Source organism: Streptomyces sp. SCSIO 30461 (genome assembly GCF_037023745.1).
GTDB lineage: Bacteria > Actinomycetota > Actinomycetes > Streptomycetales > Streptomycetaceae > Streptomyces.
This window is the reverse complement of sequence record NZ_CP146101.1, coordinates 6,293,518-6,317,766: the sequence shown is the minus strand read 5'-3', so window position 1 is coordinate 6,317,766 and position 24,249 is coordinate 6,293,518. Positions and strand designations below refer to the sequence as shown.

General features: G+C 70.1%; 24 protein-coding genes. 9 read left to right on the top strand and 15 right to left on the bottom strand.

Going from position 1 to position 24,249, the window contains the following annotated elements; genetic code table 11:
• Positions 1-94 precede the first annotated feature (94 nt).
• The 6 genes from V1460_RS28385 to V1460_RS28360 form a co-directional block, all read right to left on the bottom strand.
• A complete protein-coding gene (locus V1460_RS28385) occupies positions 95-589 on the bottom strand; it encodes a hydrogenase maturation protease (RefSeq protein ID WP_338676458.1) in 495 nt (164 codons plus the stop codon).
• A gap of 431 nt (positions 590-1,020) precedes the next feature.
• The gene (locus V1460_RS28380) at positions 1,021-1,695 is read right to left on the bottom strand and encodes a potassium-transporting ATPase subunit C (protein ID WP_338676457.1); all 675 of its coding nucleotides are present in this window, start codon (positions 1,693-1,695) and stop codon (positions 1,021-1,023) included.
• A gap of 5 nt (positions 1,696-1,700) precedes the next feature.
• Complete coding sequence (gene kdpB, locus V1460_RS28375; RefSeq protein ID WP_338676456.1) at positions 1,701-3,863, bottom strand: potassium-transporting ATPase subunit KdpB; 2,163 nt, start codon at positions 3,861-3,863, stop codon at positions 1,701-1,703.
• Positions 3,860-5,524, bottom strand: a complete 1,665-nt coding sequence (gene kdpA / locus V1460_RS28370; RefSeq protein ID WP_338676455.1) for a potassium-transporting ATPase subunit KdpA — start codon at positions 5,522-5,524, stop codon at positions 3,860-3,862. The genes kdpB and kdpA overlap by 4 nt, the downstream gene beginning before the upstream one ends.
• Positions 5,525-5,532: 8 nt before the next feature.
• The gene (locus V1460_RS28365) at positions 5,533-5,631 is read right to left on the bottom strand and encodes a potassium-transporting ATPase subunit F (RefSeq protein WP_338676454.1); all 99 of its coding nucleotides are present in this window, start codon (positions 5,629-5,631) and stop codon (positions 5,533-5,535) included.
• Positions 5,628-5,777, bottom strand: coding sequence for a hypothetical protein (locus V1460_RS28360; protein WP_338676453.1), 150 nt, complete (start codon positions 5,775-5,777; stop codon positions 5,628-5,630). Before V1460_RS28360 ends, V1460_RS28365 begins: the two co-directional genes overlap by 4 nt.
• An 820-nt stretch (positions 5,778-6,597) precedes the next feature.
• Between V1460_RS28360 and V1460_RS28355 the strand changes: the two genes are divergently transcribed.
• From V1460_RS28355 to V1460_RS28330, 6 genes are all read left to right on the top strand, one after another.
• Positions 6,598-8,172, top strand: coding sequence for a S8 family peptidase (locus V1460_RS28355; RefSeq protein WP_338676452.1), 1,575 nt, complete (start codon positions 6,598-6,600; stop codon positions 8,170-8,172).
• Between the two features lie 269 nt (positions 8,173-8,441).
• Positions 8,442-9,335: a LysR substrate-binding domain-containing protein gene (locus V1460_RS28350; protein ID WP_338676451.1), complete on the top strand. Its 894-nt coding sequence runs from the start codon at positions 8,442-8,444 to the stop codon at positions 9,333-9,335.
• 906 nt (positions 9,336-10,241) lie between these two features.
• Positions 10,242-10,547: a hypothetical protein gene (locus V1460_RS28345; protein WP_338676450.1), complete on the top strand. Its 306-nt coding sequence runs from the start codon at positions 10,242-10,244 to the stop codon at positions 10,545-10,547.
• Between the two features lie 88 nt (positions 10,548-10,635).
• Positions 10,636-11,040, top strand: coding sequence for a DUF6153 family protein (locus V1460_RS28340; protein ID WP_338676449.1), 405 nt, complete (start codon positions 10,636-10,638; stop codon positions 11,038-11,040).
• Positions 11,041-11,342: 302 nt separating this feature from the next.
• On the top strand, positions 11,343-11,993 hold the full coding sequence (locus V1460_RS28335) for a DUF305 domain-containing protein (protein WP_338676448.1): 651 nt from the start codon (positions 11,343-11,345) through the stop codon (positions 11,991-11,993).
• Positions 11,994-12,159: 166 nt separating this feature from the next.
• Complete coding sequence (locus V1460_RS28330; RefSeq protein WP_338676447.1) at positions 12,160-12,723, top strand: DUF4396 domain-containing protein; 564 nt, start codon at positions 12,160-12,162, stop codon at positions 12,721-12,723.
• Positions 12,724-12,741: 18 nt separating this feature from the next.
• Here V1460_RS28330 and V1460_RS28325 read toward each other — a convergent pair whose 3' ends face one another.
• The gene (locus V1460_RS28325; RefSeq protein ID WP_338676446.1) at positions 12,742-13,509 is read right to left on the bottom strand and encodes a TSUP family transporter; all 768 of its coding nucleotides are present in this window, start codon (positions 13,507-13,509) and stop codon (positions 12,742-12,744) included.
• A 184-nt stretch (positions 13,510-13,693) separates the two neighbouring features.
• Here V1460_RS28325 and V1460_RS28320 point away from each other — a divergent pair, with 184 nt between their 5' ends.
• Positions 13,694-14,671, top strand: coding sequence for a bile acid:sodium symporter (locus tag V1460_RS28320; RefSeq protein WP_338676445.1), 978 nt, complete (start codon positions 13,694-13,696; stop codon positions 14,669-14,671).
• A 5-nt stretch (positions 14,672-14,676) separates the two neighbouring features.
• Here the strand turns inward: V1460_RS28320 and V1460_RS28315 are convergent, their stop codons facing one another.
• Positions 14,677-15,036: a UBP-type zinc finger domain-containing protein gene (locus V1460_RS28315; RefSeq protein WP_338676444.1), complete on the bottom strand. Its 360-nt coding sequence runs from the start codon at positions 15,034-15,036 to the stop codon at positions 14,677-14,679.
• 145 nt (positions 15,037-15,181) lie between these two features.
• Between V1460_RS28315 and V1460_RS28310 the strand changes: the two genes are divergently transcribed.
• Complete coding sequence (locus tag V1460_RS28310; protein WP_338676443.1) at positions 15,182-16,546, top strand: MFS transporter; 1,365 nt, start codon at positions 15,182-15,184, stop codon at positions 16,544-16,546.
• Positions 16,547-16,707: 161 nt separating this feature from the next.
• Here the strand turns inward: V1460_RS28310 and V1460_RS28305 are convergent, their stop codons facing one another.
• The 6 genes from V1460_RS28305 to V1460_RS28280 all read right to left on the bottom strand — a co-directional run bounded on the left by V1460_RS28305 (position 16,708) and on the right by V1460_RS28280 (position 22,589).
• A complete protein-coding gene (locus V1460_RS28305; RefSeq protein ID WP_338676442.1) occupies positions 16,708-18,003 on the bottom strand; it encodes a S8 family serine peptidase in 1,296 nt (431 codons plus the stop codon).
• 197 nt (positions 18,004-18,200) lie between these two features.
• Entirely contained in the window at positions 18,201-18,431 is a 231-nt protein-coding gene (locus tag V1460_RS28300; RefSeq protein ID WP_338676441.1) for a hypothetical protein, read from the bottom strand.
• Positions 18,415-18,684, bottom strand: a complete 270-nt coding sequence (locus tag V1460_RS28295) for a DUF6400 family protein (protein ID WP_338678241.1) — start codon at positions 18,682-18,684, stop codon at positions 18,415-18,417. The genes V1460_RS28300 and V1460_RS28295 overlap by 17 nt, the downstream gene beginning before the upstream one ends.
• Positions 18,685-18,902: 218 nt before the next feature.
• Entirely contained in the window at positions 18,903-20,363 is a 1,461-nt protein-coding gene (locus V1460_RS28290; protein ID WP_338676440.1) for a carboxyl transferase domain-containing protein, read from the bottom strand.
• Positions 20,356-21,834, bottom strand: a complete 1,479-nt coding sequence (locus V1460_RS28285) for an acyl-CoA synthetase (RefSeq protein ID WP_338676439.1) — start codon at positions 21,832-21,834, stop codon at positions 20,356-20,358. The genes V1460_RS28290 and V1460_RS28285 overlap by 8 nt, the downstream gene beginning before the upstream one ends.
• A 116-nt stretch (positions 21,835-21,950) precedes the next feature.
• On the bottom strand, positions 21,951-22,589 hold the full coding sequence (locus V1460_RS28280) for a LysE family transporter (protein ID WP_338676438.1): 639 nt from the start codon (positions 22,587-22,589) through the stop codon (positions 21,951-21,953).
• A 70-nt stretch (positions 22,590-22,659) separates the two neighbouring features.
• On the opposite strand from V1460_RS28280, the gene V1460_RS28275 reads away from it, so the two are divergent.
• A complete protein-coding gene (locus V1460_RS28275) occupies positions 22,660-23,088 on the top strand; it encodes an Lrp/AsnC family transcriptional regulator (protein ID WP_338676437.1) in 429 nt (142 codons plus the stop codon).
• 34 nt (positions 23,089-23,122) lie between these two features.
• On the opposite strand, the gene V1460_RS28270 is transcribed toward V1460_RS28275, so the two are convergent.
• Positions 23,123-24,160: a rod shape-determining protein gene (locus V1460_RS28270; protein ID WP_338676436.1), complete on the bottom strand. Its 1,038-nt coding sequence runs from the start codon at positions 24,158-24,160 to the stop codon at positions 23,123-23,125.
• Between the last annotated feature and the right edge of the window lie 89 nt (positions 24,161-24,249).

The following is a 24,249-nucleotide window of genomic DNA, read 5'->3' as shown; positions in this document are numbered from 1 at the left end:
GGTACGCCGCACCCAGGGCTGCTCGGGACAACCAACTGGGCCGGACGGCCCCTCGCAGGCTGACGTGTACCTCCCCCGCAGGACGCACGTCTGCTCACCGCTGGGTCTCCGCGTGGTGCACGATCTCGGAGATCACGCTCTCGGCGACGGAATCGACCGCAGCCGCAACCACCGGGGAGAGGCCTCTCCCCACGGAGACGTCAGCGATCTGGACGGCGTAGACCACGAGCCGACGCGGCAGCCGCCCGAGCAGCCGCGCAAGGCTCCAAGCTTCGCCGAGGCCGAACCCGTGGGAGCTCGCGGTCGTGGAACGGGACGGTTGCCGAGCACTCAGCTCCGTGCGGTGCACACGGCCCGGATGCCCGGGATGCACGCGCGCAGCGTCGATCACCACGGCGAGATCCGCGCCGTCCCACCACTCGATGAGCCGGACGGGGTCTCCGCCGCAGATGCGCAGCTCTGTCCCAGGGGGTAGGCGATCGAGCGAGGAGCGGTTTCGCAGCTTTTCCACCACAGCCCAACCGACCCCGTCGTCGTACCGGAAGTCATTACCGACGCCGAGAACCACGGCACGCATTTCGCACTGCACAGGAGCTGCTCCTCTCCAAGCCGGGCGTAAACGGGTAAGTGAGGGCTTGAGATGCGATCAGAAGTCCTACCAGAGAAGTCCTTGCTGCGAGCGCCGGCGTGTCGTCCGCATCTTCGGTCCACCACTGAGCCTCGCGCTGCACGGGTCGCTGCGCCGACAAGACCCGTGTCGATGTCCTCGTCGTGCCGCTCGATGAGTCCGCGGAGCAGAGGACGAGGCTGTCGATCACGATCACGATCACGATCCCGCCGACGCCGACGCCGACGCCGACGCCGACGCCGACGCCGACGCCGACGCCGACGCCGACGCCGAGGTGGATCGCGGCGGCGATGTCGTCGGGCGATTTTGCGCGGCCAGACGGACTGCGAAGATCATCGCGGTGATCACGGGGCGGAACCCTCTGTCAGACGTCCCGCACGCTGCGCCATGGCTCAGCCCTTGGTCAGTTCTTTGAGGGCGGTGTTGAGTTCCAGGACGTTGACGCGGGGTTCTCCCATGAAGCCGAGGGTGCGGCCCTTGGTGTGCTCGTTCACGAGCTTGTCGACCTGGGCGACGGTGAGGTGGTTCCTCTCGGCGACCCGGTGCACCTGGAGTTCGGCGTACTCGGGTGAGATGTCGGGGTCGAGGCCGGAGCCGGATGAGGTGACGGCGTCGGCCGGCACATCCGTGGGCTTGACCTTGTAGGTGGCGGTGGAGTTGTCCTCGATCACGGCGGCCTTGGCGTTCTTGACCCACTGGATCAGCTCGGGGTTGTCGCCTGAGCGGTTGGTGGCTCCGGAGAGGATGAGCGAGTAATCGGTGTTGACGGTGTTGCTGCCGAGGCCGTTGGAGGGGCGGGGCTGGAACCACTTCAGGTCGGGGACGGCCACTTCTTCGGTGTCGTCCGGATTCTTCTTGGGCAGGTTGTAGGTTTGGCCGATCAGCGAGGAGCCGACGACTCTGCCGTCGCTCTCGATCTCCGAGCCGTTCGCCTTGTCGCTGAACAGGCCCTGGGCCACGCCGGTGACGGCGAGCGGGTAGATGACGCCGCATACGACCGTGAGGACGAGCAGGGCGCGCAGGCCCGCCCCGATCAGCCGTGCCGTGTTTCCAAACGATGAGTTCATGGCTGTCAACTGATCCCGGGGATGAGGGAGATGAGCATGTCGATGAGCTTGATGCCGATGAACGGGGCGATCAGGCCGCCGAGTCCGTAGATCCCGAGGTTGCGACGGAGCATCCTGTCCGCGCTGGTCGGCCGGTACCGCACGCCCTTGAGGGCTAGCGGGACGAGCCCGATGATGATCAGCGCGTTGAAGACGACCGCCGACAGGATCGCGGACTCGGGCGAGGACAGGCCCATGATGTTGAGCCTGTCCAGGCCTGGGTGGACCACCGCGAACATGGCGGGGATGATCGCGAAGTACTTCGCGACGTCGTTGGCGATCGAGAAGGTGGTCAGCGCACCCCGGGTGATGAGGAGTTGCTTGCCGATCTCGACGATCTCGATGAGCTTCGTCGGGTTGGAATCGAGGTCCACCATGTTCCCGGCCTCCTTGGCGGCCGAGGTACCGGTGTTCATCGCCACGCCGACGTCGGCCTGGGCCAGTGCCGGGGCGTCGTTGGTCCCGTCGCCGGTCATCGCGACCAGCTTGCCTCCGGCCTGCTCACGCTTGATGAGCGCCATCTTGTCCTCGGGCGTGGCCTCCGCGAGGAAGTCGTCCACACCCGCCTCTTCGGCGATCGCCCTGGCGGTGAGCGGGTTGTCGCCCGTGATCATCACGGTCTTGATGCCCATCCGGCGCAGCTCGTCGAACCGCTCCCGCATACCGTCCTTGACGACGTCCTTGAGGCGGATCACACCGAGCACGCGAGCGCCCTTGTCGTCCTCGACAGCGACGAGCAGCGGCGTGCCGCCGGCTTCAGAGATCTCGGTCGCGGTCCTGTCGACGCCGTCGGCCACCTGGCCGCCGCGCTCCTTGACCCAGGCGAGCACCGAGCCGGTCGCGCCCTTGCGTACCTTGCGGGCCTCGCCGTTCTCGGAGAGGTCCACTCCGCTCATGCGGGTCCGGGCGGTGAACGACACCCAAGTGGCGTGCTCCAGCTCGCCATGGTGGCGTTCGCGCAGGCCGTACCTCTCCTTTGCGAGCACGACGACCGAGCGTCCCTCCGGGGTCTCGTCGGCCAGCGAAGAGAGTTGAGCGGCGTCCGCGAGTTCGGCCCCGGTCACGCCCGCGACCGGGACGAACTCGGCGGCCTCACGGTTGCCCAGGGTGATGGTGCCGGTCTTGTCGAGCAGCAGCGTGGACACATCACCGGCGACCTCGACGGCGCGGCCGGACTTCGCCAGCACATTGCGCTGGACCAGCCGGTCCATGCCGGCGATACCGATGGCCGACAGCAGGGCGCCGATGGTGGTCGGGATGAGGCAAACCAGCAGCGCGACCAGCACCATCACCGTCTGCGGGGCGCCGGCGTAGGTCGCGAACGGTTGCAGCGTCACGACCGCGAGCAAGAAGACGATGGTCAGCGAGGCGAGCAGGATGTTCAGCGCGATCTCGTTGGGGGTCTTCTGCCGTGCCGAGCCCTCGACCAGGTTGATCATGCGGTCGATGAAGGTCTCACCGGGCTTGGCCGTGATCTTGATGACGATGCGGTCGGACAGCACCTTCGTGCCGCCGGTGACCGCGCTGCGGTCGCCGCCGGACTCGCGGATGACCGGGGCCGACTCACCGGTGATGGCGGACTCGTCCACCGACGCGACGCCCTCGACGACGTCGCCGTCGCCCGGGATGACGTCTCCGGCCTCGCAGACCACCAGATCGCCTATCCGAAGGTCGGTACCGGGCACCCGCTCCTCGGACTTCCCGTCCTCGGCCAGACGGCGGGCGACGGTGTCGGTCTTGGCCTTGCGCAGGGTGTCCGCCTGGGCCTTGCCGCGGCCCTCCGCCACGGCCTCGGCCAGATTGGCGAAGACCACGGTGAGCCACAGCCAGGCGGTGATGGCCCAGCCGAACCAGTCGGTCGGGTCCAGGAACGTGAAGACCGTCGTCAGCACCGATCCGATCAGGACCAAGAACATCACCGGGGACTTGACCATCACCCGGGGATCGAGCTTCCTGACCGCGTCCGGGAAGGACCTGACCAGCTGCTTGGGGTCGAACAGACCCCCGCCGACGCGACCGCCGCCGGACTTGTGACCGGACTTGTGAGCGGTCGACACATCGCTGTGCGGCGCGCGGGTCGGAGTGGTGGTGGACATGTCGTCCTCGTGCTTCTTCGTGTTCGTGGTCATGACGCCAGCCCTTCGGCGAGCGGGCCCAGCGCCAGCACCGGGAAGTAGGTCAGACCGGTGATGATCACGATGGTGCCGACCAGCAGGCCCGTGTAGAGCGGCTTGTCGGTACGCAGCGTGCCCGCGGTGGCGGGAACCGGCTGCTGCTCGGCGAGCGAGCCGGCCAGTGCCAGGACGAACACCATCGGCAGGAACCGGCCGAGCAGCATGGCGAGACCGATGGTGGTGTTGAACCACTGCGTGTCGGCGTTGAGCCCCGCGAACGCGGAGCCGTTGTTGTTGGCGCCCGAGGTGTAGGCGTAGAGGATCTCGGAGAAGCCGTGGGCACCGCTGTTGGTCATCGAGCGGGCTGGGGTGGGCAGGGCCATCGCAGTGGCGGTGAAGCAGAGCACCAGTGTCGGGGTGATCAGGATGTACAGGGCGGCCAGCTTGATCTCGCGGGTGCCGATCTTCTTGCCGAGGTACTCAGGAGTGCGGCCGACCATCAGTCCGGCGATGAACACCGCGATGATCGCCATGATCAGCATGCCGTAGAGGCCGGAACCGACACCGCCCGGCGCGATCTCGCCGAGCTGCATGCCCAGCATCGTGATGCCGCCGCCGAATCCGGTGAACGAGGAGTGGAAGGAGTTCACCGCACCGGTGGAGGTGAGCGTGGTGGCCACCGCGAAGATCGACGAGCCGCCGGTGCCGAAGCGGGTCTCCTTGCCCTCCATCGCACCACCGGCGAGGTCGAAGGCCGGGCCGCCGTGGTGGAACTCGGTCCACATCATCAGCGCGGTGAACCCGATCCAGATCGTCGCCATCGTGGCGAGGACCGCGTACCCCTGCTTCACACTGCCGACCATCTTGCCGAAGGAGCGGGTCAGCGAGAACGGGATCAACAAGATGAGGAAGATCTCGAACAGGTTGGAGAGGGGGGTGGGGTTCTCGAAGGGGTGGGCGGAGTTGGCGTTGAAGTAGCCGCCGCCGTTGGTGCCCAACTCCTTGATGGCCTCCTGGGAGGCGACCGCACCGCCGTTCCACTGCTGGGAGCCGCCCATGAACTGGCCGACCTCGTGGATGCCGGCGAAGTTCTGGATCGCGCCGAGCGCGACCAACACGATCGCGCCGATCACGGACAGCGGGAGGAGGATGCGGACGGTGCCGCGGACCAGATCGGCCCAGAAGTTGCCGAGCTCACCGGTGCGGGAGCGGGCGAAGCCGCGCACCAGTGTCACCGCGACCGCGATCCCGACAGCCGCGGAGACGAAGTTCTGCACCGCGAGGCCGCCGGTCTGTACGACAGGTCCCATGGCCTGCTCGCCGTAGTACGACTGCCAGTTGGTGTTCGTGCCGAACGACGCGGCGGTGTTGAAAGCCTGGTCAGGGTCGATGGAGGCGAAGCCGAGCGAGCCCGGCAGGCTGCCCTGGACGCGCTGCAGCAGATAGAGGAAGAGCACACTGACGGTTGAGAAGGCCAGGACGCCGCGCAGATAGGCCGGCCAGCGCATCTCGGCGTTCGGGTTGGCGCCGATGGCCTTGTAGATCCACTTCTCGACACGCAGGTGCCTGTCGGACGAGTAGACCCCGGCCATGTGGTCACCGAGGGGTCGGTAGGCCAGTGCGAGTGCGGCGATCAACGCGAGCAGTTGCAGCACGGCAGCGACGAGGGGGCTCATATCTGTGCTCAGAACCTCTCGGGCTTGACGAGGGCGAGGACGAGACAGCCCAGCAGGGCGGCGGCCACGACGAGGCCGGCCACGTTCTCCACGGTTTCGGCGGTCACAGCTTCGCCACCCCCTTGGCGACGAGGGCCACCAGCGCGAGGACCGCGATCGTGGTGACGACGAAGGCCACGTCGGCCATCGGTTGCTCCTGAAAGAGATGCGGATTCTCGGACCAGTCGAGGAAACCGCGTTTCGGCCACCACACTGCCCGCCTTGACGCCGTTCTGACGGCTCACCGCGCCGTCTTTACGGGTCCCCTACGCCGGGTGACGTCGAGTGCCGCCACGACGATCGTCGAGGGTCGATGCCCGATCGCGGACATGTCCGTCGCGTATGTGGGCTGGTGGGGGCTCTTCATGGCCGGCTCGCGTCACATCGGAGGCGACGTTCCGCTACGAGGCGTCATCCTTCTGCCGAGGAAGGGAGACCTCGATCCAGGCCCGCATTCGCGAGTGGGGAACAGGACCACGGCCGGACACCGCGCGGCGTGTCCTCCGGACCGCAGGTGTCGTCGATCGCCGCGGCCGTCGGGCCCCTGCGGGCCAGGGACCCGACGGCCCCGGAGGACTGCGGCTGCCACCCTGGTCCGGTGACGCCGGATCAGCACCTCCTCTCGCGACCAACGGTTCGCGGTGGAGGCGTGCTCCGGGGCCGGACGTATGCCCCCGGCCTTCGGCGCGGCCCTACGTGCTCGAAGTACCGCTGGACCCGTGCCCTGTGCCACCCAGCGCGGTTCGGGTCGCGCACTGAATGGAGCCTCTCCCCGCCGCGGAAATCGGCAGTCTGCGCAGGTGCATGGGGGTAGGCGACTCGGCAGGAAGCCCGAGCGGAGCCAACGGGTTTACAACCATGGGCAATTGTCCTGTGATACAGGCCACCTCGGACTCTTGTGGGTTTTTTGTGGATCAGTCAACCTGTCGGAAGACGGCGGCATGACTGTTTCGCGGCTACCCACCGCGTCATGGTTGTCATGCCCCTGTCGATTCCCCCACGTCAACGCACCACCTTTGAGGAGGATCCCTCACATGTCCGTGATGCGTATCTCGCGACGAAGACTGTCCGCGGCCGCCGCGACAGCCGTCGCCGCCCTGGCACTTGGTGCCGCCTCCACCTTCCCGGCCACCGCGGCAGAGCCCGCTCCGGTGGGCGTGATCGAGAACGCGGGTGTCCCCGGTGCCATCGCCGGCAGCTACATCGTCACCCTCGACGAGACCGCCGCCGACGCCGGCTCCAAGGCGGGCAAGGCACTCGCCGCGGAGTACGGCGCGAAGATCAAGAAGACGTACAGCGCCGCCCTCAACGGATACGCCGTCGAGCTCTCCGAGGCGCAGGCCCGGAAGTTCGCGGCCGACCCCGCCGTCGAATCCGTGGTGCAGAACCGGGTGTTCACCATCTCCGGCACCCAGCCGAACCCGCCCTCTTGGGGGCTGGACCGCATCGACCAGCGCGCGCTGCCGCTCGACCGGAGCTACACGTACCCCGACTCCGCAGGGGAAGGCGTCACCGCGTACGTCATCGACACCGGTGTCCGCATCACCCACGGCGACTTCGGCGGACGCGCCACATACGGCTACGACGCCATCGACAACGACAACACGGCGCAGGACGGCAACGGCCACGGCACACACGTCGCCGCCACGGTCGCCGGCGGATCCTACGGTGTCGCCAAGAAGGCCAAGATCGTCGGTGTCCGCGTCCTGAACAACTCCGGTTCCGGTACGACCGCCCAGGTCGTCGCGGGCATCGACTGGGTGACCCGTAACGCCGTCAAGCCGGCCGTCGCCAACATGAGCCTCGGCGGCGGCGTCGACACCGCTCTGGACACCGCTGTCCGCAACTCCATCGCGTCCGGCGTCACCTACGCCGTGGCGGCGGGCAACAGCGGTGCCAACGCCTCCAACTATTCCCCGGCCAGGGTGGCCGAGGCCATCACCGTCGGCTCCACAACCAACTCCGACGCCCGTTCCAGCTTCTCCAACTACGGCAGCGCGGTGGACATCTTCGCTCCGGGCTCGTCCATCACCTCGGCCTGGAACACCAGCGACAGCGCCACCAACACCATCTCCGGCACCTCGATGGCCGCCCCGCACGCCGCCGGTGCCGCCGCGCTCTACCTGGCGGACAACCGGAGCGCCACCCCGGCGCAGGTGTCCTCGGCACTGACCACAGCGGCGACTTCGAACGTGGTGGGCAACCCGGGCACCGGCTCGCCGAACCGGCTGCTGTACGTCGGCGGCGGTACCACCACACCGCCCGGACCGAAGTTCGAGAACACCGCGGACTACGCGATCAGCGACAACACCACCGTGGAGTCACCCGTCACCGTAAGCGGCGTCTCGGGCAACGCACCCGCCGCGCTCCAGGTGCCGGTCGCCATCGTGCACACCTACATCGGCGACCTCCAGGTCCAGCTCGTCGCCCCTGACGGCACGGCGTACACGCTGAAGTCGTACGGCACCGGCGGCAGCAGCGACAACATCAACACCACCTACACCGTGAACGCCTCATCGGAGGTCGCGAACGGCACCTGGAAGCTGCGGGTGAGCGACAACGCCCGCTACGACACCGGCAGGATCGACTCCTGGGGCCTCCAGTTCTGACGCCCTCGGCGCCGGACCGTGCAGGTCCGGTGTGTGACCAGCAGTGAGGGGCGGCCGCGCCGAGCGGCCGCCCCTTCCGCGCATGATCAGGGCGCGCGGTGCGGCCGGCCCGGGTGCTGCCGACCGGTTCGAGGTCGGTCGGCTCATCGGCTCGTGGTTCGTCGGTCCGCGGTTCCTCGGCCTGAGGCGCCTCGGGAGGCGTGGCGTCGGCGGCCGGCTGCCCGGTGGCCTGCTTCCCTGCTGTCGGCGCGGCCCGTCGCCGGCGCGTCATGCCCACGCCGACGAGCACGACGGCCATTCCCAGGACCACGCGAACGCTGAGGTCCTCGCCCAGGACGGTGAGTCAGCAGGTGGCGGCGCTGGAGAAGCAGGCCGGTACCGCTCTGCTGGAACGGGCCGGTCGCGGCGTGCGTCCCACGGCCGCCGGCCTGCTGCTCACCGAGCACGCGGCGCTGATCAGCGCGGCTGTCGCCCAGGCGGAGACCGCTCTCGCCGACCTCCGCGCCGGGCGTACCGGCCGCCTGTCGGTCCGCTACTTCGCCACGGCTGGTTCCACACTGGTGGCACCAGCGCTCGCCCGGCTCCGCGCCGAGCACCCGGGCATTCGCATCGACCTCGAACTCACCGATCCGGAGGACCCGTTCGATGAGGTGGTACGGGGCCGGGCCGATCTGGCGCTGGTCGTCCAGGTGCAAGGTCGCGCCGGACACGGCTTCCGTACCGTCCGTCTCCTCGACGACCCGTACGCCGCCGTGCTGCCCCTCGGACATCCGCTCGCGGGCAAGGAGATCGTCGACCTGAACGAGCTCTCCGGCGAGCAGCGGGTCGGCAGTGAGCCACCCGGCCCGTGCCTGGAGCCGGTGATCGAGTCCTGCGCGGCGGCCGGCTTCAGCCCCGACTTCGTCATCCAGAGCGAGGACTACGCCACCGCGCAGGGATTCGTCGCGGCCGGACTCGGTGTCGGCCTGATGCCGCGACTGGGGCTGCGCAACCGGCACCCAGGCGTCGTCGTGCGCCCGGTACGCAACCCCGAGCCGGTCCGGGTGATCTCGGCCGCCGCACGGGAGACCACCCTCGAACAGCCTGTCCTGCGCTGCCTGCTGGACGCCCTGCGGGAAGCGGCTGCCACCGCCGGGCCGTCCGATCGCTCCGAGGCGGCCTGACCGCGGCCCGTGGGGCACGGTCGGCGGCGGAGGCCGTCGCGGTGCGTCGTCCGACAGCCCGGAGTGCGAGCCGTCGGCATGGGAGCTACCCCGGAAGCCGTGAAGTACGGCACCGCCATCGCGGCGCGCCTGCCTACTGCCCCTGATACGGAGGCTGTTGGAGGTAGGGGTTGGGGTGCTCCGGGGACTGCGCGGGAGGAACGGAATACCCCTGGCCCGGCGCCGCGGGAGCCTGGTACGGCCCGCCGGGATTGTGGTGCTGGGGCGGCTGTCCGGCAGGGTCGGGGTGTCCCTGGTAGGGGGCAGGGTAGGGCTGCTGCCCGCCTGCGTGGTTCTGCTGATGCGGTGGGAAGGCAGCGGGCCCGGGGAGAACCGGGGCTGAACCGCGAGTCCGGCGGCTCTGATACACCGCGAATACGACGACGGCGCCAACCACGGCTCCGGCGCCTATGATCCCGACGACAAGGACGATAGCGCCCACGGGTTAGGGTCCCTTCGTTCTCGAACTGGTTCGCTCAGGCGGTGAGTCGTGCGGCCGCCGTGCTTGATGTGGCTTCCGAGGAAGCTAACAGACCGCCGTTGCGCCGGAGGGCCTGGCCGTTGAGCCCCACATGACCGGCGCCTCGCCCGGCTCATGGGACAGGGCTGTGCTGGACTCCGGCCCAAGGTCTCCTGGCCCGCGAAACGGGTGCGCCGTGCCGCGGAGTCGACGGTGGGAGGCCGTACTGTCACGGCTCCGTATCAGGGCACCGTCGGGGGCGAAAGGTCGATCCGCAGGTCAGCGCGGTCTTTTGGGCCGTGCTTTACCCGATTGACGGGCGGCGCACAGAGCGGGCCCAAGAAGGGCCTAAGCGAGGTTGATGAAGTGCTCCGCGTCAGGGTCTCTTCGACTTGTGGAGCTGTCTCATGAAGCGTGCACGTCTCGTACCGGCCGTCGCCCTGCTGGCGCTGTCCCCGTTGCTGCTGACCGCCTGCGGCTCGGACGACGCTTCGTCCCCGAAGGGCGGCACCTCGTCATCCTCGGGCAGTGGCGCTTCGGGGAACCAGAACTGCCGACCGCCGTCCGGTATGCCGACCGGCGCCCCGCCGTCCGGTATGCCGACCGGCGCTCCCACAGCCATGCCGCCCGGCGGCCGGGGCGGTCCCGGTGGCGGCTGCGGTGCTCCGGGCGGCGGGCAGCCGGGTCAGGGGGAGCAGGGGCAGCAGGGCTGACCTCGGGTCGCGTACGGCGACGGCGGGCGCGGTCCGCCGCGCCTGAGGCAGCCTCGGCCGCCACAGGAACCCGGGATACGATGCGGCCGTGACCAGTAGCCTGACGCCGAGCCGCCGATCGGCGATGTACGGGCTGCTGCTGGTACTGGCTGTGCTGGCCGGCCTGCTGGCGATGCACGGTCTGGCGCCGGGGGTGCCGGCCACGGTCGGCGCGCATCCGGGCGCGGGTGCCCACGCCGGACACGGCATCGGCGTCGATCGCGGCAGTGATCCCTGCGGGCACACCGCCGACGGTGGCGCCGGAGGGCATACGGACCATGCCGACGCGACCTGCGCCGCGGGCGGCACGAGTGCTCCGTATATGCCGCCCGCCCTGGCCTCCGCCCACGGCGGCGGCGCTCCGGTGGTCTCGCCGGTCGGCCGCTGCGGCGGTACGACGGCGACCGGTCGGGCGCCGCCCGACCTGGCAGAACTGCAACTCCTGCGGATCTAGGTCCTTTCGTCTGGATCTTGCCGGGCCCGCGTGCCCTGGTGCCGCTCCCTCTGGCTCCGCCTGGGGGACACCCAGCCTCCCTTCTCCGTCCTGCGCCCGTCACCTCGGCCCGGGGCCGGGGGAGGCCCCATGCACCAGGCCCCGCTCCCTGATCCGGCCTGATCCAAACGAACGGCCCTGGAGCGCACCGCGCGCCACCCCCTCCCCGACACGGGATCGGTGTGGCGTGCCTCCGGGCGCTCTCATTTCCGTCTTTCACCGCCTCCAAGAGCTCTTGGAGGCTTTCGAGGGGTCGCACCACCATGAGCACACACCGAGGCCTCATCCGCCGAGCCGCCGCCGTGGCGATGGCCGGAACCGCCGTTGCCGTACTCGCGGCCTGCGGGTCGAACGACCAGGGGCCCTCCGGGCAGTCCGCCGCGCGGTCGTCCGTGTCCCCGACCCCCTCAGCATCAGCGTCGGCGGTCGCCGGCGCGCACGGAGCACCCGATGTCGTCTTCGCCCAGGGCATGATTCCGCACCACCGGCAGGCCGTGACGATGGCGGAGCTTGCGGCATCCAGGGCCGGTTCCACCGAGGTGAGGCAGCTCGCCGAGCAGATCCGGAAGGCTCAGGCCCCTGAGATCGAGACGCTCTCCGGGTGGCTGGTCGCCTGGGGTGAGCAGGTGCCCGCCGACGGCGCCGGCATGGGCCACGCCGCCCACTCCGAGGGCGGATCCGCCGGGATGATGACCGCCGATGAGATGGACGAGCTCGGGAAATCCTCGGGCCCGGCCTTCGACACCGCCTTCATGAAGCTGATGATCAAGCACCACGAGGGCGCGGTGGCGATGGCCAGGAGCGAGCAAGCCGATGGCGTGTACCAGCCCGCCAAGGAGATGGCAGAGGACATCGTCAGCTCCCAGACGGCCGAGATCACCCGGATGAAGGAGCTGCTCGGCCCACGGCAGTAAGGAGCGCTGCCCGACGGGGCGGGGTGCCCGCGCGGCACCCCGCCCCCCGGTCCCCTCTCTCTCGGTCCCGCCTGCACCGGAATACCCCAGGGGGGTATATGGTTCTGTAGGGCGGCCCGCTCGGCCGGGCCGGCACCGGACAGGGGCAGGGAGAGGGAGACGCGACATGGACCACACGTCACACGGCGGCGCAGCGAAAGTGCACGACGTGCACGACGCGCACCGAACGCGGCACGGGCCCGCGAGCCAGGACCTCGCGACCCACGACGGGCACGGGAGCGCCCATGTGCATGGCTCGGCTTCCTGGAGCACAGCGGCCAAGGCGACGCTGCACTGCCTCACCGGCTGCGCCATCGGCGAGATCCTCGGCATGGTCATCGGTACCGCCCTGATGTGGGGCAATGTGCCGACGATGATCCTGGCGATCGCCCTCGCGTTCGTCTTCGGCTACTCGTTCACCCTGTTCGCGGTGCGTCGTGCCGGTCTGGGCTTCAAGACGGCAGTCAAGGTCGCCTTGGCTGCCGACACCGTATCGATCGGCGTGATGGAACTGGTCGACAACGGCATCATCGCCCTCGTGCCGGGCGCGATGGACGCCCATCTCTCCGACGGGCTGTTCTGGTCCGCGCTGCTGGGCGGCTTCGTCGTCGCATTCCTGATCACCACCCCGGTGAACAAGTGGATGATCGGCCGCGGCAAGGGGCACGCCGTGGTCCACGCCTACCACTGAGGCGTGTGTCGCCGCGGCCTACGCGAACTGGTCGTAGCCGAGCTTCACGACCATGCCGGTCACCACCACGAGCAGCACCGTGCGCACGAACCCTGATCCGCGGCGCAGTGCCGTCCGCGCCCCGAGTGCCGCGCCGACGATGTTGCACACGGCCATTCCCGCGCCGAGCAGCCACAGCACCTGGCCCTGGAGGGCGAACACCGCGAGAGCGCCCGCGTTGGTCCCGACGTTCACCACCTTGGCCAGGGCCGAACTCTGGAGGAACTCCAGGGACAGCAGGCTGGTGAACATCATGATGAGGAAGGTGCCGGTGCCGGGGCCGAAGACACCGTCGTAGAAGCCGATTCCGCACCCCGCGGCCCCGATGACCGCGAGCTTGCGGCGTCTGCTGACGAGTTCGCTCTCCTGTACCGCTCCGAATCCCGGCCGGAGGGTGACGAAGATGGCCACGGCGATGAGCAGGGCCATGATGACGGGCCGGAACCAGTCGGCCGGCAGGCTGGACGCGGACAGGGCACCGACCCCGGCGGCCGGGATGGCGAGGCCGGCCGCCGGAAGTGCGATGGAGCGGTCCAGCTTGGTGCGCCTGGCGTAGGTCACCGCGGCGATCGTCGTACCGGTGATGGCGGTCAGCTTGTTGGTGCCGAGTGCCACGGTCGGTGACAGTTGCGGAAAAGCCATCATCAGCGCGGGTATGAGGACGAGTCCGCCGCCGCCGACGACCGCGTCGATCCATCCTGCGGCTGTCGCCGCGGTCAGCAGGCCCGCCACGCCTATGGCGTCCAAGAGCCGTCCCCGTTCACTCGTCGGACCAGAACGGGAACGACCTTACGAGAACGCGAATTGTGTTCGATGTCGGGGTGTCGAGTGTGTCAGGTGCGTCAGGCGGACACCCGCGCGATCGCCGTGATCTTGATCGCCATAATGAGGCGGGCACAGTCCAGCCGAGCCCATCCAAGGAGCCGCCGCCATGCCACAGGAGCCCCACGGCCCCAGCGGACTGGTCAGGCGGATGGAACGGCATCAGGTCGCGGTCTATCTGTGCGCCATCGCGGGCGGCGTTCTGCTCGGCTGGGCGGCCCCGGGACTCGGACCCGGCCTTGAGCACTCCATCAACCCGGTTCTCGGGGCGCTGCTTTATGTCACGTTCCTCCAGGTGCCGGCGGCTGAGCTGGTCCGCTCACTGCGCGACGGTCGCTTCCTGGCGGCCACCCTGGTCGTCAACTTCATCGCCGTACCCCTCGTGGTCGCCGCGATGTTCGCGTTCCTCCCCGCCGACCAGGCCGTCCGCCTCGGAGTGCTGCTGGTCCTGCTGTGCCCGTGTGTGGACTATGTCGTCGTCTTCACCGGGCTCGCGGGTGGCAGCCGCCGCCGACTGCTCGCCTCGACGCCGCTGCTGCTGGTCGTCCAGATGGTGCTGCTGCCGCTGTACCTCTATCTGTTCATGGGCGCTGAGTTGGCCGACATCGTCGAGATCGGCCCATTCCTGGAGGCGTTTCTGTTTCTGATCGCCATCCCGCTGGCGGCCGCCTGGGCCACCCAGTTGTGGGCGGCCCGACGGCCGGCGGGCCCAAGGGTGCTGGGCGCTGCGACCGCGGCGACGGTGCCGCTGATGGCCGCGACCCTCCTCCTCGTCGTCGCCTCCCAGATGCCCAAGCTCGAAGGCAGCCTGGTCGACGTCGCCGCGGTGGTGCCGTTCTATGTGCTGTTCCTGGTGGTGATGGCCTTCGTGGGGCACGCCGTGACGGCCCTCTTCAGGCTGGGCACCGCCGCGTCCCGGGCCGTCGTCTTCAGCGGCGCGACGCGCAACTCCCTGGTCGTCCTGCCGCTCGCGCTCGCCCTGCCGGACCAACTGGACGTCGCCGCCGTGGTCGTGGTCACCCAGACCCTTGTGGAGGTCATCGGCCTGGTGGCCTACGTACGCCTCGTGCCGCGCCTGGTCCGGTGAGAACCTCAGTTGAGTCGCCGCTGCCAGTCGGCGGGGACCTTGCCCGCCGGGCCCGGGACCGGTTGGGATCCCGGGTGCGCCGTGGGCGGGGGCAGCGGTGGCCCGTCGTAGTACTGCTCCGTCTCGATGTTCCAGAACCAGTCCTCGCCCGGCTCGAAGCTGGTCAGGAACGGGTGCCCTGCCGTGTGTGCGTGCTTGGTGGCGTGCTGCTCGGGGGACGAGTCGCAGCAGCCGATGTGCCCGCACTCGGCGCACCTGCGCAGATGGAACCACCAGCCTCCGCTGGCCGTGCACTCGGCACAGCCCGTGCCGCTGGGTGCCGCGGCGGGGTCGATGCCCGGGATCCGGTCGGAGTCGTGTGCCATGGCAGCTGCCTCCCTGACGAGGGCGAAGCTCGCGATCACGCTTCGTTCATCGTACGGCTCAGGGAGCGGCCGGGCAGATAAATGTAAGGGGCTGATCGAACAACTTCCCTATACTGCGGTCCATGCCGCCCATACCTGCTGCCGCATGACCACGAGCGGCACCCCCAACCCCGCTCCCGCCCCCGATGCCCCCGAGCCTGATCCGGTCGCCGAGAGCGACTCGGTTGCCGAACGTGTCCCGGGCGCCGGATCGGAACCCGCCCGTCGCCGTATCCTCGCCGACCTCACACCCCTGCGCGTGTCCGCGGACTACCGGCGGTTGTGGTTCGGCAACACGGTCTCCTGGATCGGGCAGGGCATGACCACCCTGGCGATCTCGCTCCAGGTGTACGACATCACGCGCTCGACCTTCTCCGTCGGGCTGGTCGGGCTCTTCTCCCTCGTCCCGCTGGTCGTGTTCGGGCTGTACGGCGGTGCGGTCGCCGACACCGTGGACCGCCGCAAGCTCGGCCTGGCCAGCGCGACCGGCCTGGCCGTGTTGTCGGCGGCGCTGGCCACCGCCGCGTTCGCCGGATTCCACCGGGTCTGGTTCCTCTACGCGGTGGTCGCGCTGCAAGCCGTCTGCGCCGCGCTCAACGCGCCCGCCCGCAGCGCGATGATCCCGCGCCTGCTGCCGGCGGAGCAGCTTCCGGCCGCCAACGCGCTCAGCTCCGTGACCACTACCTCAGGGATGCTGATCGGGCCGATGCTCGGCGGGCTGATCGTGGGCTACGGGGGCTACCAGGCCGCGTACCTCGTGGACGCGGTCGCCTTCTGGGCCGCGCTGTACGCGATGTGGCGGCTTCCCGCCATGCTGCCCGACCACGGCACCGACCGCGACGACCCGGGGTCCGGCAAGCGGGCATCCGTACTCGGCGGGCTGCGCTTCCTGGCCACCAGGCCCAATATCCGTATGACGTTCTTCTCGGACTTCTGCGCGATGATCCTCGCGCACCCGCGTGCGCTGTTTCCCGCCATCGCGGTGCTCTGGTACGGCGGCGACGCCCGCACCACCGGACTCCTCGTCGCGGCCCCCGCGGTGGGGGCGCTGCTGGGCGGGGTGTTCTCCGGCTGGCAGGGGCGGATCAGGCGGCACGGGGTGGCGATCCTGCTCGCCGTCGCTGCTTGGGGCCTGGCCATCGCCGCGTTTGGGCTGACCCGCAACCTCTGGCTCGGGCTGTTCTTCCTCGCCCTCGCGGGCTACGCCGACACGGTCTCCATGGTGTACCGGAGCACCATGCTCCAGGCCGCGGTGCCGGATGAACTGCGCGGGCGTCTCCAGGGCGTGTTCATCGTGGTCGTGGCCGGTGGCCCCCGGCTGGGTGACTTCCTCGCCGGTTCCGTCGCCGGCCTCACCTCTCCGGCCGTGGCCATCACCGGGGGTGGGATCGCCTGCGCGCTGGCGGTCGGTCTGCTCGGCCTGCGCGCCCGGGGGTTCGTCCGGTACGACGCCCGACAACCTACTCCGTAGGACGTGGGGAGACCCCATGCGGACAAGGGAAATGCCACACGCTGTCCGAGCCGGCGTTGGCGACGTAGGCCTTCGAGCCGTTGCCCCGTGCGCGGGCCTTCGGGGGCCCTGCGCACGGGGTCGTACCTCCGTCGCGGTGACTGCTCGTCAGGTGGCGGACATCAGAAGCCGCGCAGCCTCAGCAGCGGCTCCTTGGTGTTGTCACCGTCCTCCGACGGCCACAGCCAGTCCGTGCCGCCTGCCGCCACCAGGGCCGCCTTGACGGCGGCGGGCGACGCGCCCGGGTGAGTGGCCTTGTACAGGGCCGCGCCACCGGCGACATGCGGTGAGGCCATCGACGTACCGGACAGGACCGCGTAGCCGCCGTTTCGGTAAGTGGAACGGATGCACACACCGGGCGCGATCAGATCGACATCCGCGCCGTAGTTGGAGAAGTCCGCGAAGGTGTCGTCCCGGTCGGCGCGGCAGCTCGCCTTGCCGAGCCCCCCGGACTTGCCGTCGAAGTCGGCCAGGGCGCTGACCGTGATCACTTCGTCGTATGCGGCCGGGGTGGTGTTCTTGGCGTCGGCGTGGCTGTTGGCCGCTGCGACCACATAGGTCACACCCGCCGCGACGGAGGCGCAGATCGCCCTGTGCATGGCGTCGTTGTTGACCGTTCCGCACTTGCCGTCGTCGGAGCCGCTGCCGCCGAGGCTCATGTTGACGACGTCGATCTGGTCGGCGTGCTGGGTCACGTAGTCGATTCCGCAGACGACGTCCGCGGTGGTGCCCAGGCCCAGCGGGTTGAGCACCTGCACCGGCCAGATCCGGGCGCCCGGAGCCACGCCGACCACTCCGGTGTTGTTGTCGAGGGCGCCGATGGTGCCGGCGACATGACTGCCGTGGCCGTGCATGTCCAGCACCGGGAGCCAGGGGAACCAGCAGTTCTTCGCCCCCGCCTTGTAGACGTTCAGGTCGGGGTGGTTCATGTCCACACCTGTGTCGATCACCGCGACGTCGACGTCGACCCGGGTGTCCTTGCCGTCGATGGCGGCGGTCGGGCTGAGGTCGGCCTCCACCCGGTCCACGCCCGTCGGGACCGTCTGTGCGAGGGCCCGTACCCTCCGCTCGGGCTGGACGGACTGCACCCGGGGGTCGTCGGCGAGCGCGGCTGCCGCGCTCTTGCTCATGGCGGCCGAGTAGCCGTGCAGGGCGTGCCGGTAGACGTGCCGCACCGTGGCTCCCATGGAGGTCGCCTGGGCGACTGCCGCATTCACGGTGGCCGTGGTGTCGGACTGCACGGCGGCGTCCTTGAGCGTCACGATGTACCGGCCGGGGATCTGGTCGGACTGTGTGGCCGTCGCGAACGCGGCCGTCGTGGGCGCGTCCGCCGGTACTGGCGCGGCGGCCGTCGCGGAAGTCGGTGTGGCGGCCGCCAGGGCCAGAGCGAGGAGGGCAGCGCCGAAGAGCTTGGGCATCCCGGACCTTTCTCGAAGACGAGTCAGTGGGAGCGAATCGGCCGCGAGTTCGAGGCTGCTCCCCGAAGTCCGATTCGCTTGCGCGCCCAAGGCGTAGCAAATGTTGCCGCAGCGAACGATCCCGACATCCGGCGAGCGCGGATTTCGCCGAGGTCATGTCCTCCATGTGGCCGTGTCGCGTCACCGGCGTGACGGGTTCAGCGCGGGCGGGCGCCTCCATCGCGGCGGGTGTCCAGCGACCACATGTGAGTGCATCCGGGGCACTGGAGGTGGACGACCGCGCCCTGGTTGGAGATCAGATAGCGCCAGTGGTCGCGGCAGTTGCGCCGCTCCGCGCAGGGCGCGCAGTCGCGGGAGTCGTCGCAGCGCGGGCAGGGCACCCAGGCGCGCCGGGCGATGTCCGCCTGCGGATCAATGGGAAGCCGCACGGCCGGGCTCCCCTCCGGGCCGTCGGGGGTTCTCGGGCAGCACACCCGCCGCGACGAGCGCTTCGTAGGTGCGCTGCTGCTCGGCATCGAGCCCGGAGTAGAGGAGGGAGTACGCCGCCTCCTCGTCCCGCAGCGCTGCCATGGGATCCCAGTCGGGCCCGAGAGCGGCCACGACCTCGGCTCGCCGCCTGGCCTCTTCGAAGGTCAGATCGATCGAGAAGGATATGTGGTCAGGGGTGGGGTCCTGGTCCATGGCGTGACTTCCGGTGGTGCTTTCGGGGACTGTCACGTGTACCAGAGGGCGGGCTGCTCAGGGAAGGTCGACCTCACCGGGTTTCCCGGGCGAAGTTGATCATTTTGCCACCCGAAAATGGCAATGAACTGTGATGAAACCAAACAAAAGGAGTCATGGGTTCGTGGAGATGGGGGCGATATTTCCGATATTGGTTATTCGTATCACTGTGATGGAATTCATGGCTGCTTCGCTGCGCCGCCTCCGGAACTCACGATCCCCCGCACCAGCCCCAGCTCCACCAGGTCCTGGGGCCGTAGCCGCAGCTGGTCCGCCGTGGCGGCCGCCTCGCCCGGCCCTCGTTTGAGGATCGCCGCGGCGAGCTCGGGCGCGATCACCGAGAAGTAGCCGTCCGGCGTGGTCCAGGTGTTGCCCGGAGCGGCCAGCGCCAGTGCTCCGCCCGAGCCGCCCTCGCCGATCACCAGCGTGGTCACCGGGACCCGGGCCTCCGCTATCGCCGCGAAGGCCTCGGCGATGGCCGCCCCCGCACCCTCGCGCTCGGCCTCCGCGTCGTTCGCGGCCCCTGGGGTGTCCACCAGCGTCAGCACGGGAATCCCGAGCCGGTCCGCGAGCCGTATCAGCCGTGCGGCGGTCCGGTAGCCGGCGGGCCGGGTCGCCGTCCCCGCCTGCGCTGCGTAGGCCACCGTCCGGCCCTCCCGCAGTCCGAAGCCGCACAGCATCCCGGGGTCCGTGCCGCCGCACCGGTCGCCCTGGATGTCGAGCCGCGAGCCGAAGTGCGTGTCGAGATACGCCTGGGCGCGCGGGCGTCGTGCGGAGCGAGCCAACTGGACGGCGCCCCAGCCGGTGGGTGCCGGATCCTGGCTGCCGAGCGCGAGCGGCGGCGCGGGTGCGTCGGCCGGCGGCGGCGCTGACCCGGCCCCGCCCGTCAGTAGCACGAGCCACGACGCCAGCGTCTCGCGCAGCTCCTCCCGTCGGACGATCGCGTCGATCTGGCCGGCGGCCAGCTGACCCGTCGCCGTGTACGCGGACGGGTCGGCGCCCTGCGGCCTGACCCGTGAACCGGCGAAGCCGATCTGGGCGCCGGGCAGCGCCAGGATCACGTCCGCGCCCGCCCCCAGCGTGGCCCAGCCGCCGCCCGTGGTGGGGTCCCGGAGCACAGCGATCTGGGGCAGGCCGGCCGCACGGGTCAGGGCGGCGGCGCGTGCCACCCGCTGGAGCTGGGTGAGGGCGATCATGCCCTCCTGCATCCGGCTGCCACCGGTGGCGATCAGCGACACGAGGGGCAGGCGCTCGGCGCGCGCGTGCGCGTACGCAGCCTCCAGTCGGTCCCCGGTCCGTTCGCCCAGCGAGCCGCCCATGAAGCGGAACTCGAAGGACACCACCACGGCACGGCGCTCACCGATCCGCGCCACACCCCAGACGACCGACTCCTGTTCGCCGCTGCGGGCCGCGGCCCTGGCTCGCGAGGCGCCATAGCCGTCCCAGCCGATCGGCCCGTCAGCCGGCTGTGCGGCAGCCGTGCCGGCGGGAGCACCCGTTCGCTGCGGGGTCTCGGACCATACGGATGCTTCGGACTCCTCTGGCCGTGCGGATCCCTTGGGCCCGTCAGACCGTTCGAACTCCGCGAACTCCTCGGCCACCAATGCGATCGCCGCCCGTGCGGTCAGCCCGTCAGTCATGCGTCAGCGCCCGCTTCATGATCTTGCCCATGTCGTTCCGCGGCAGGCTCTCCAGATAGCGGACCGTACGGGGCCGCTTGTGCGGGGCGAGTTGAGTGGCGACATGGTCCGCGAGCGCCTCGGTCGACGGCGGACGCCCGGGATCCGCCGCCACCACCCACGCCACCACCCGTTCACCCAGGTCGGGGTCCGGCTCACCGGTCACCGCGACCTCCCGGACATCCGGATGGTCCAGCAGAGCGTTCTCGATCTCTCCGGCCCCGATCTTGTAGCCGCCGCTCTTGATCAGGTCGGTCGCCTTGCGCCCCACGATCCGCACATGGCCGTCCGCGTCCCGTGCGGCCATGTCGCCGGTACGGAACCACTCCCCGTCGAACGCCGCCGCCGTCGCGTCCGGCCGGTTGAGATAGCCGGTGAACAGATTCGGCCCCCGCACCTGGATCTCCCCGACCGTCTCGCCGTCGTACGCCGTGATCTCGGAGCCGTCCTCCTCCACCAGCCGCAACCCGACACCGCGCAGGGGTACGCCGACCGAACCGGGACGCGTACCGCCCCCGACCGGGACGCTCGTGTTCATCAGGGTCTCGGTCATCCCGTAGCGCTCGACGACCTGCCGCCCCGTGCCCGCCGTGATCCGCTCGTGGTCGTACAGCGGCAGCGCCGCCGAGCCGGAGACCAGCAGCCGTGCACCCGCCAGAGCCTTCGTCAACTCCGGATCGGATTCCAGGGATTCGGCCAGCCGGTGGTACATGGTCGGCACTCCGAACAGCATCGTTCCGCCCGTGCCGAGCTCCCGTGCCACGCCCTCCGCCGAGAACCTCCCGAGGTGTCGTACCGAGCCGCCCTGGCGCAGCGGGCCCAGGATTCCCAGGATCAGCCCGTGCACATGGAACAGCGGGAGGCCGTGGACGAGCACGTCATCGGCGGTCCACGCCCAGGCTTCGGCCAGTGCGTCCAGCGTCGCCGTGATCGCCCGCCTGGGCAGCACCGCGCCCTTCGGCGCGCCGGTGGTGCCCGAGGTATAGACGATGAGCGCCGGGGACTCGGGGTCTTCCGGCTCGGCCGGAAGCCGGGCCGGAAGGCCCGGCTTCTGCCCTACCGGATCCACCGTGACGTCCAGGCGCTTCAACCCGGCCAGTGCCGAGGGCAGTTCGTCCCCCGATGCGGCCAGCACCAGCGCGGGCGCGCTGTCGCCGACGATATGCGCCAGTTCCCGTTCGCCGGTCTTGGGGTTGAGCGGTACGGCGGGGACTCCCGCGAGTACCGCGGCGACCACCCCGACCGCGGTCTCGAGGGTCGGTGTGGCCCACACCGCGACCCTGCCGACCTCCGAGACTCGGCTCGCCAGCGCCCCGGCCGCCGCGGCGAGTTCGCCGTACGTCAGCGCACGGTCGACGAACCGCAGGGCGGGACGGTCCGGCTCCGACAGTAGAGCCGGAAACACCTGAACCGCCGGCAACACAGCACTCACGAGTCGTCCTCCTCAGTCCGTCCGCTCCCACCATTGTCCCCACGCCTGCCTACCGGCGCGTAGCGAATTCGGCCTGGAAGGGGGGTCGACCACGGCTCAGGGCGGCCGACCGCGGCTCAGGGCAGCGGTAGCGGCAGCCCCAGCCGCACCGCGTACACCGCGACCAGGCCGAACCCCACCCGGAAGGTCCAGGCGCGGGCGCGCGCCCCGATCCGCGCCCCCGCGATGCCGCTGACCGCGACGAGCAACTGCTGCCAAGCGAGCGAGGCGACGAACACTCCGGTCGCGAACACCGCCCCGGCGGCGCCGTTGCCCAACTCGGCGCCCTGGGCCGTCGTGAGCGCCGTGAAGTAGAGCGCGGTCGTGGGGTTGACCAGGGTCAGCGCGGCGAATCGGACAAAAGTCCGCGCCGCCCCGCTCCCGGCGTCCGACCCGGCCGCGGCGGGGGAGCCGTCGTCGGCGGTGTGCCGGGACGCCCACAGCCCCCGCACCGCGATGCCCATCAGCACCGCGGCCGACACCAGCCGGACCCACGCCTCCACTTCGGTCAACGCCGAGGCCACCAGCGGTCCGATGGCCGTGGCGACCGCCGCGTACGCGAAGTCCACCACCGCGACTGCCGCGGCTGCCGCGACGGCGTTGCGGCGGTCCCGGAGGCTCTCCTGCACCAGCAGCACGCCCATCGCTCCGACCGGCATCGCCACACCGATACCGGCGGCAGCCCCGGCGACCGCGGTCGTCCACATCTCGCCCATGGCGCACACCATCGGGTGCGGGCCGTGACTCACGCGGCCGGATTACGGTCCGGGCTGCGACAATCGCGGTATGGATCGCCTGGACAGTGAAATCCTCGGGGTGCTTCAGAGGGATGCGCGGATCTCGTACCGCGATCTCGGGGTACGGGTCGGACTGAGCGCCAACGCCGCCGCCGACCGGGTGCGCAGGTTGCGCCGGGAGGGGGTCATCCGCGGGTTCACCACCCTGGTGGATCCCGCGGCGGCCGGCAGCCGCGAAGGCCTTGTCGTGTTCATCGACGTGACTCTGCGCCTGGACACCACGAACGAGGAGTTCGAAGCGGTTGTGCTGCGGCTGCCGGGCATCACGGAAGTGGTACATGTCACCGGCGCCCACGACTACCTGGTGCGCGCCCGTGCCGCCGACCCGGCGGCGCTCGACACCCTGCTGCGTCGGCTCAAGCGGGAGGCGGGCGTGGCCCAGTCGAGCACCCGGATCGCCCTGCGCGCCGCCAGGTAGCCCGACCGTACGGCACCACGTCCGGGGGCGGGACCTATGCCGTCAGCGGGTTGAGCACCATCGACTTGACCTTGCCCTCCAGCATCGCTCCGAGCCCCAGCACCGCGCACACGTCGGGCTGCTCGGCGATATGCACCGGCATACCGGTCTGGTCGCGCAGCATCTGGTCGAGTCCGGGGAGCAGCGCGCTGCCGCCGACCATCATGATGCCCCGATCGGCCAGGTCGGCGACCAGGTCGGGCGGGCAGTCGCGCAGGATCTTCCCGATGCCGTCGAGCACGGCGGTGAGCGGGGAGTGGATGGCGTCCCTGACCGCCGCGGTGTCCACCTTCACCGAACGCGCCAGACCGGTGGCCACATCACGCCCGTGGATCTCGGTGGACTCGGGCCCGCGCACGGTGAGTCCGTTCTCGCTGAGCGCGAGCTGGAGCGGGCGCACGGACTGGCTGGGCAGCATCAGCGCGTGTTGGTGGCGCAGATGCTGGATGACCGCGTGGTCCACCGCGTCGCCGCCGACCGGAATGCGTACCGCCGTGACGATGGAACCGAGCGAGAGCACGGCGATCTGGGTGGTGGCGGCACCGCAGGCCATGATCATGGTGGCGGTGGGCTGCTCCACCGGGAGCCCGCAGCCGACGGCAGCCGCGATCAGGGTGTCGACCAGCTCGACCCGGCGCGCTCCCAGCCCGACCAGCGTCTCGACGGTGGCGCGCTGGGCCAGCGGGTCGGCCTGGTGCGGGGTGCAGGCGGCGGCCCGCAGCCGGGGCTTGCGGCGTAGCTGGCGGCGGAGCTTCTCGCCGAGCAGATGGCGCAGCATGCGCTGGGCCATGTCGATGTCCACGACGGTACCGCCGGACACAGGGCGCATCACCCGGATGTAGTCGGGGGTCCGTCCGGTCATCTGCTGCGCGAACTCGCCGACGGCGATGAGCGCGCCGTTGCGCATGTTCACGGCGACGACACTCGGCTCGTCCACGACAAGCCCGGCGCCCTTGACGAAGACACGGGTCCGCGCGGCGCCGATGTCGACGGCCACGTGGCAGCGGCGCAGCTGGTCGAGGCTGACGGTCACGGCGGTCCTCCAGGGATCGGTTCCTCTTCGCATCGTGCGACCGCGGGGCGCCGGGCGCGCGTTGTGTTGAGCCGCTCGGGGAGGGCCGT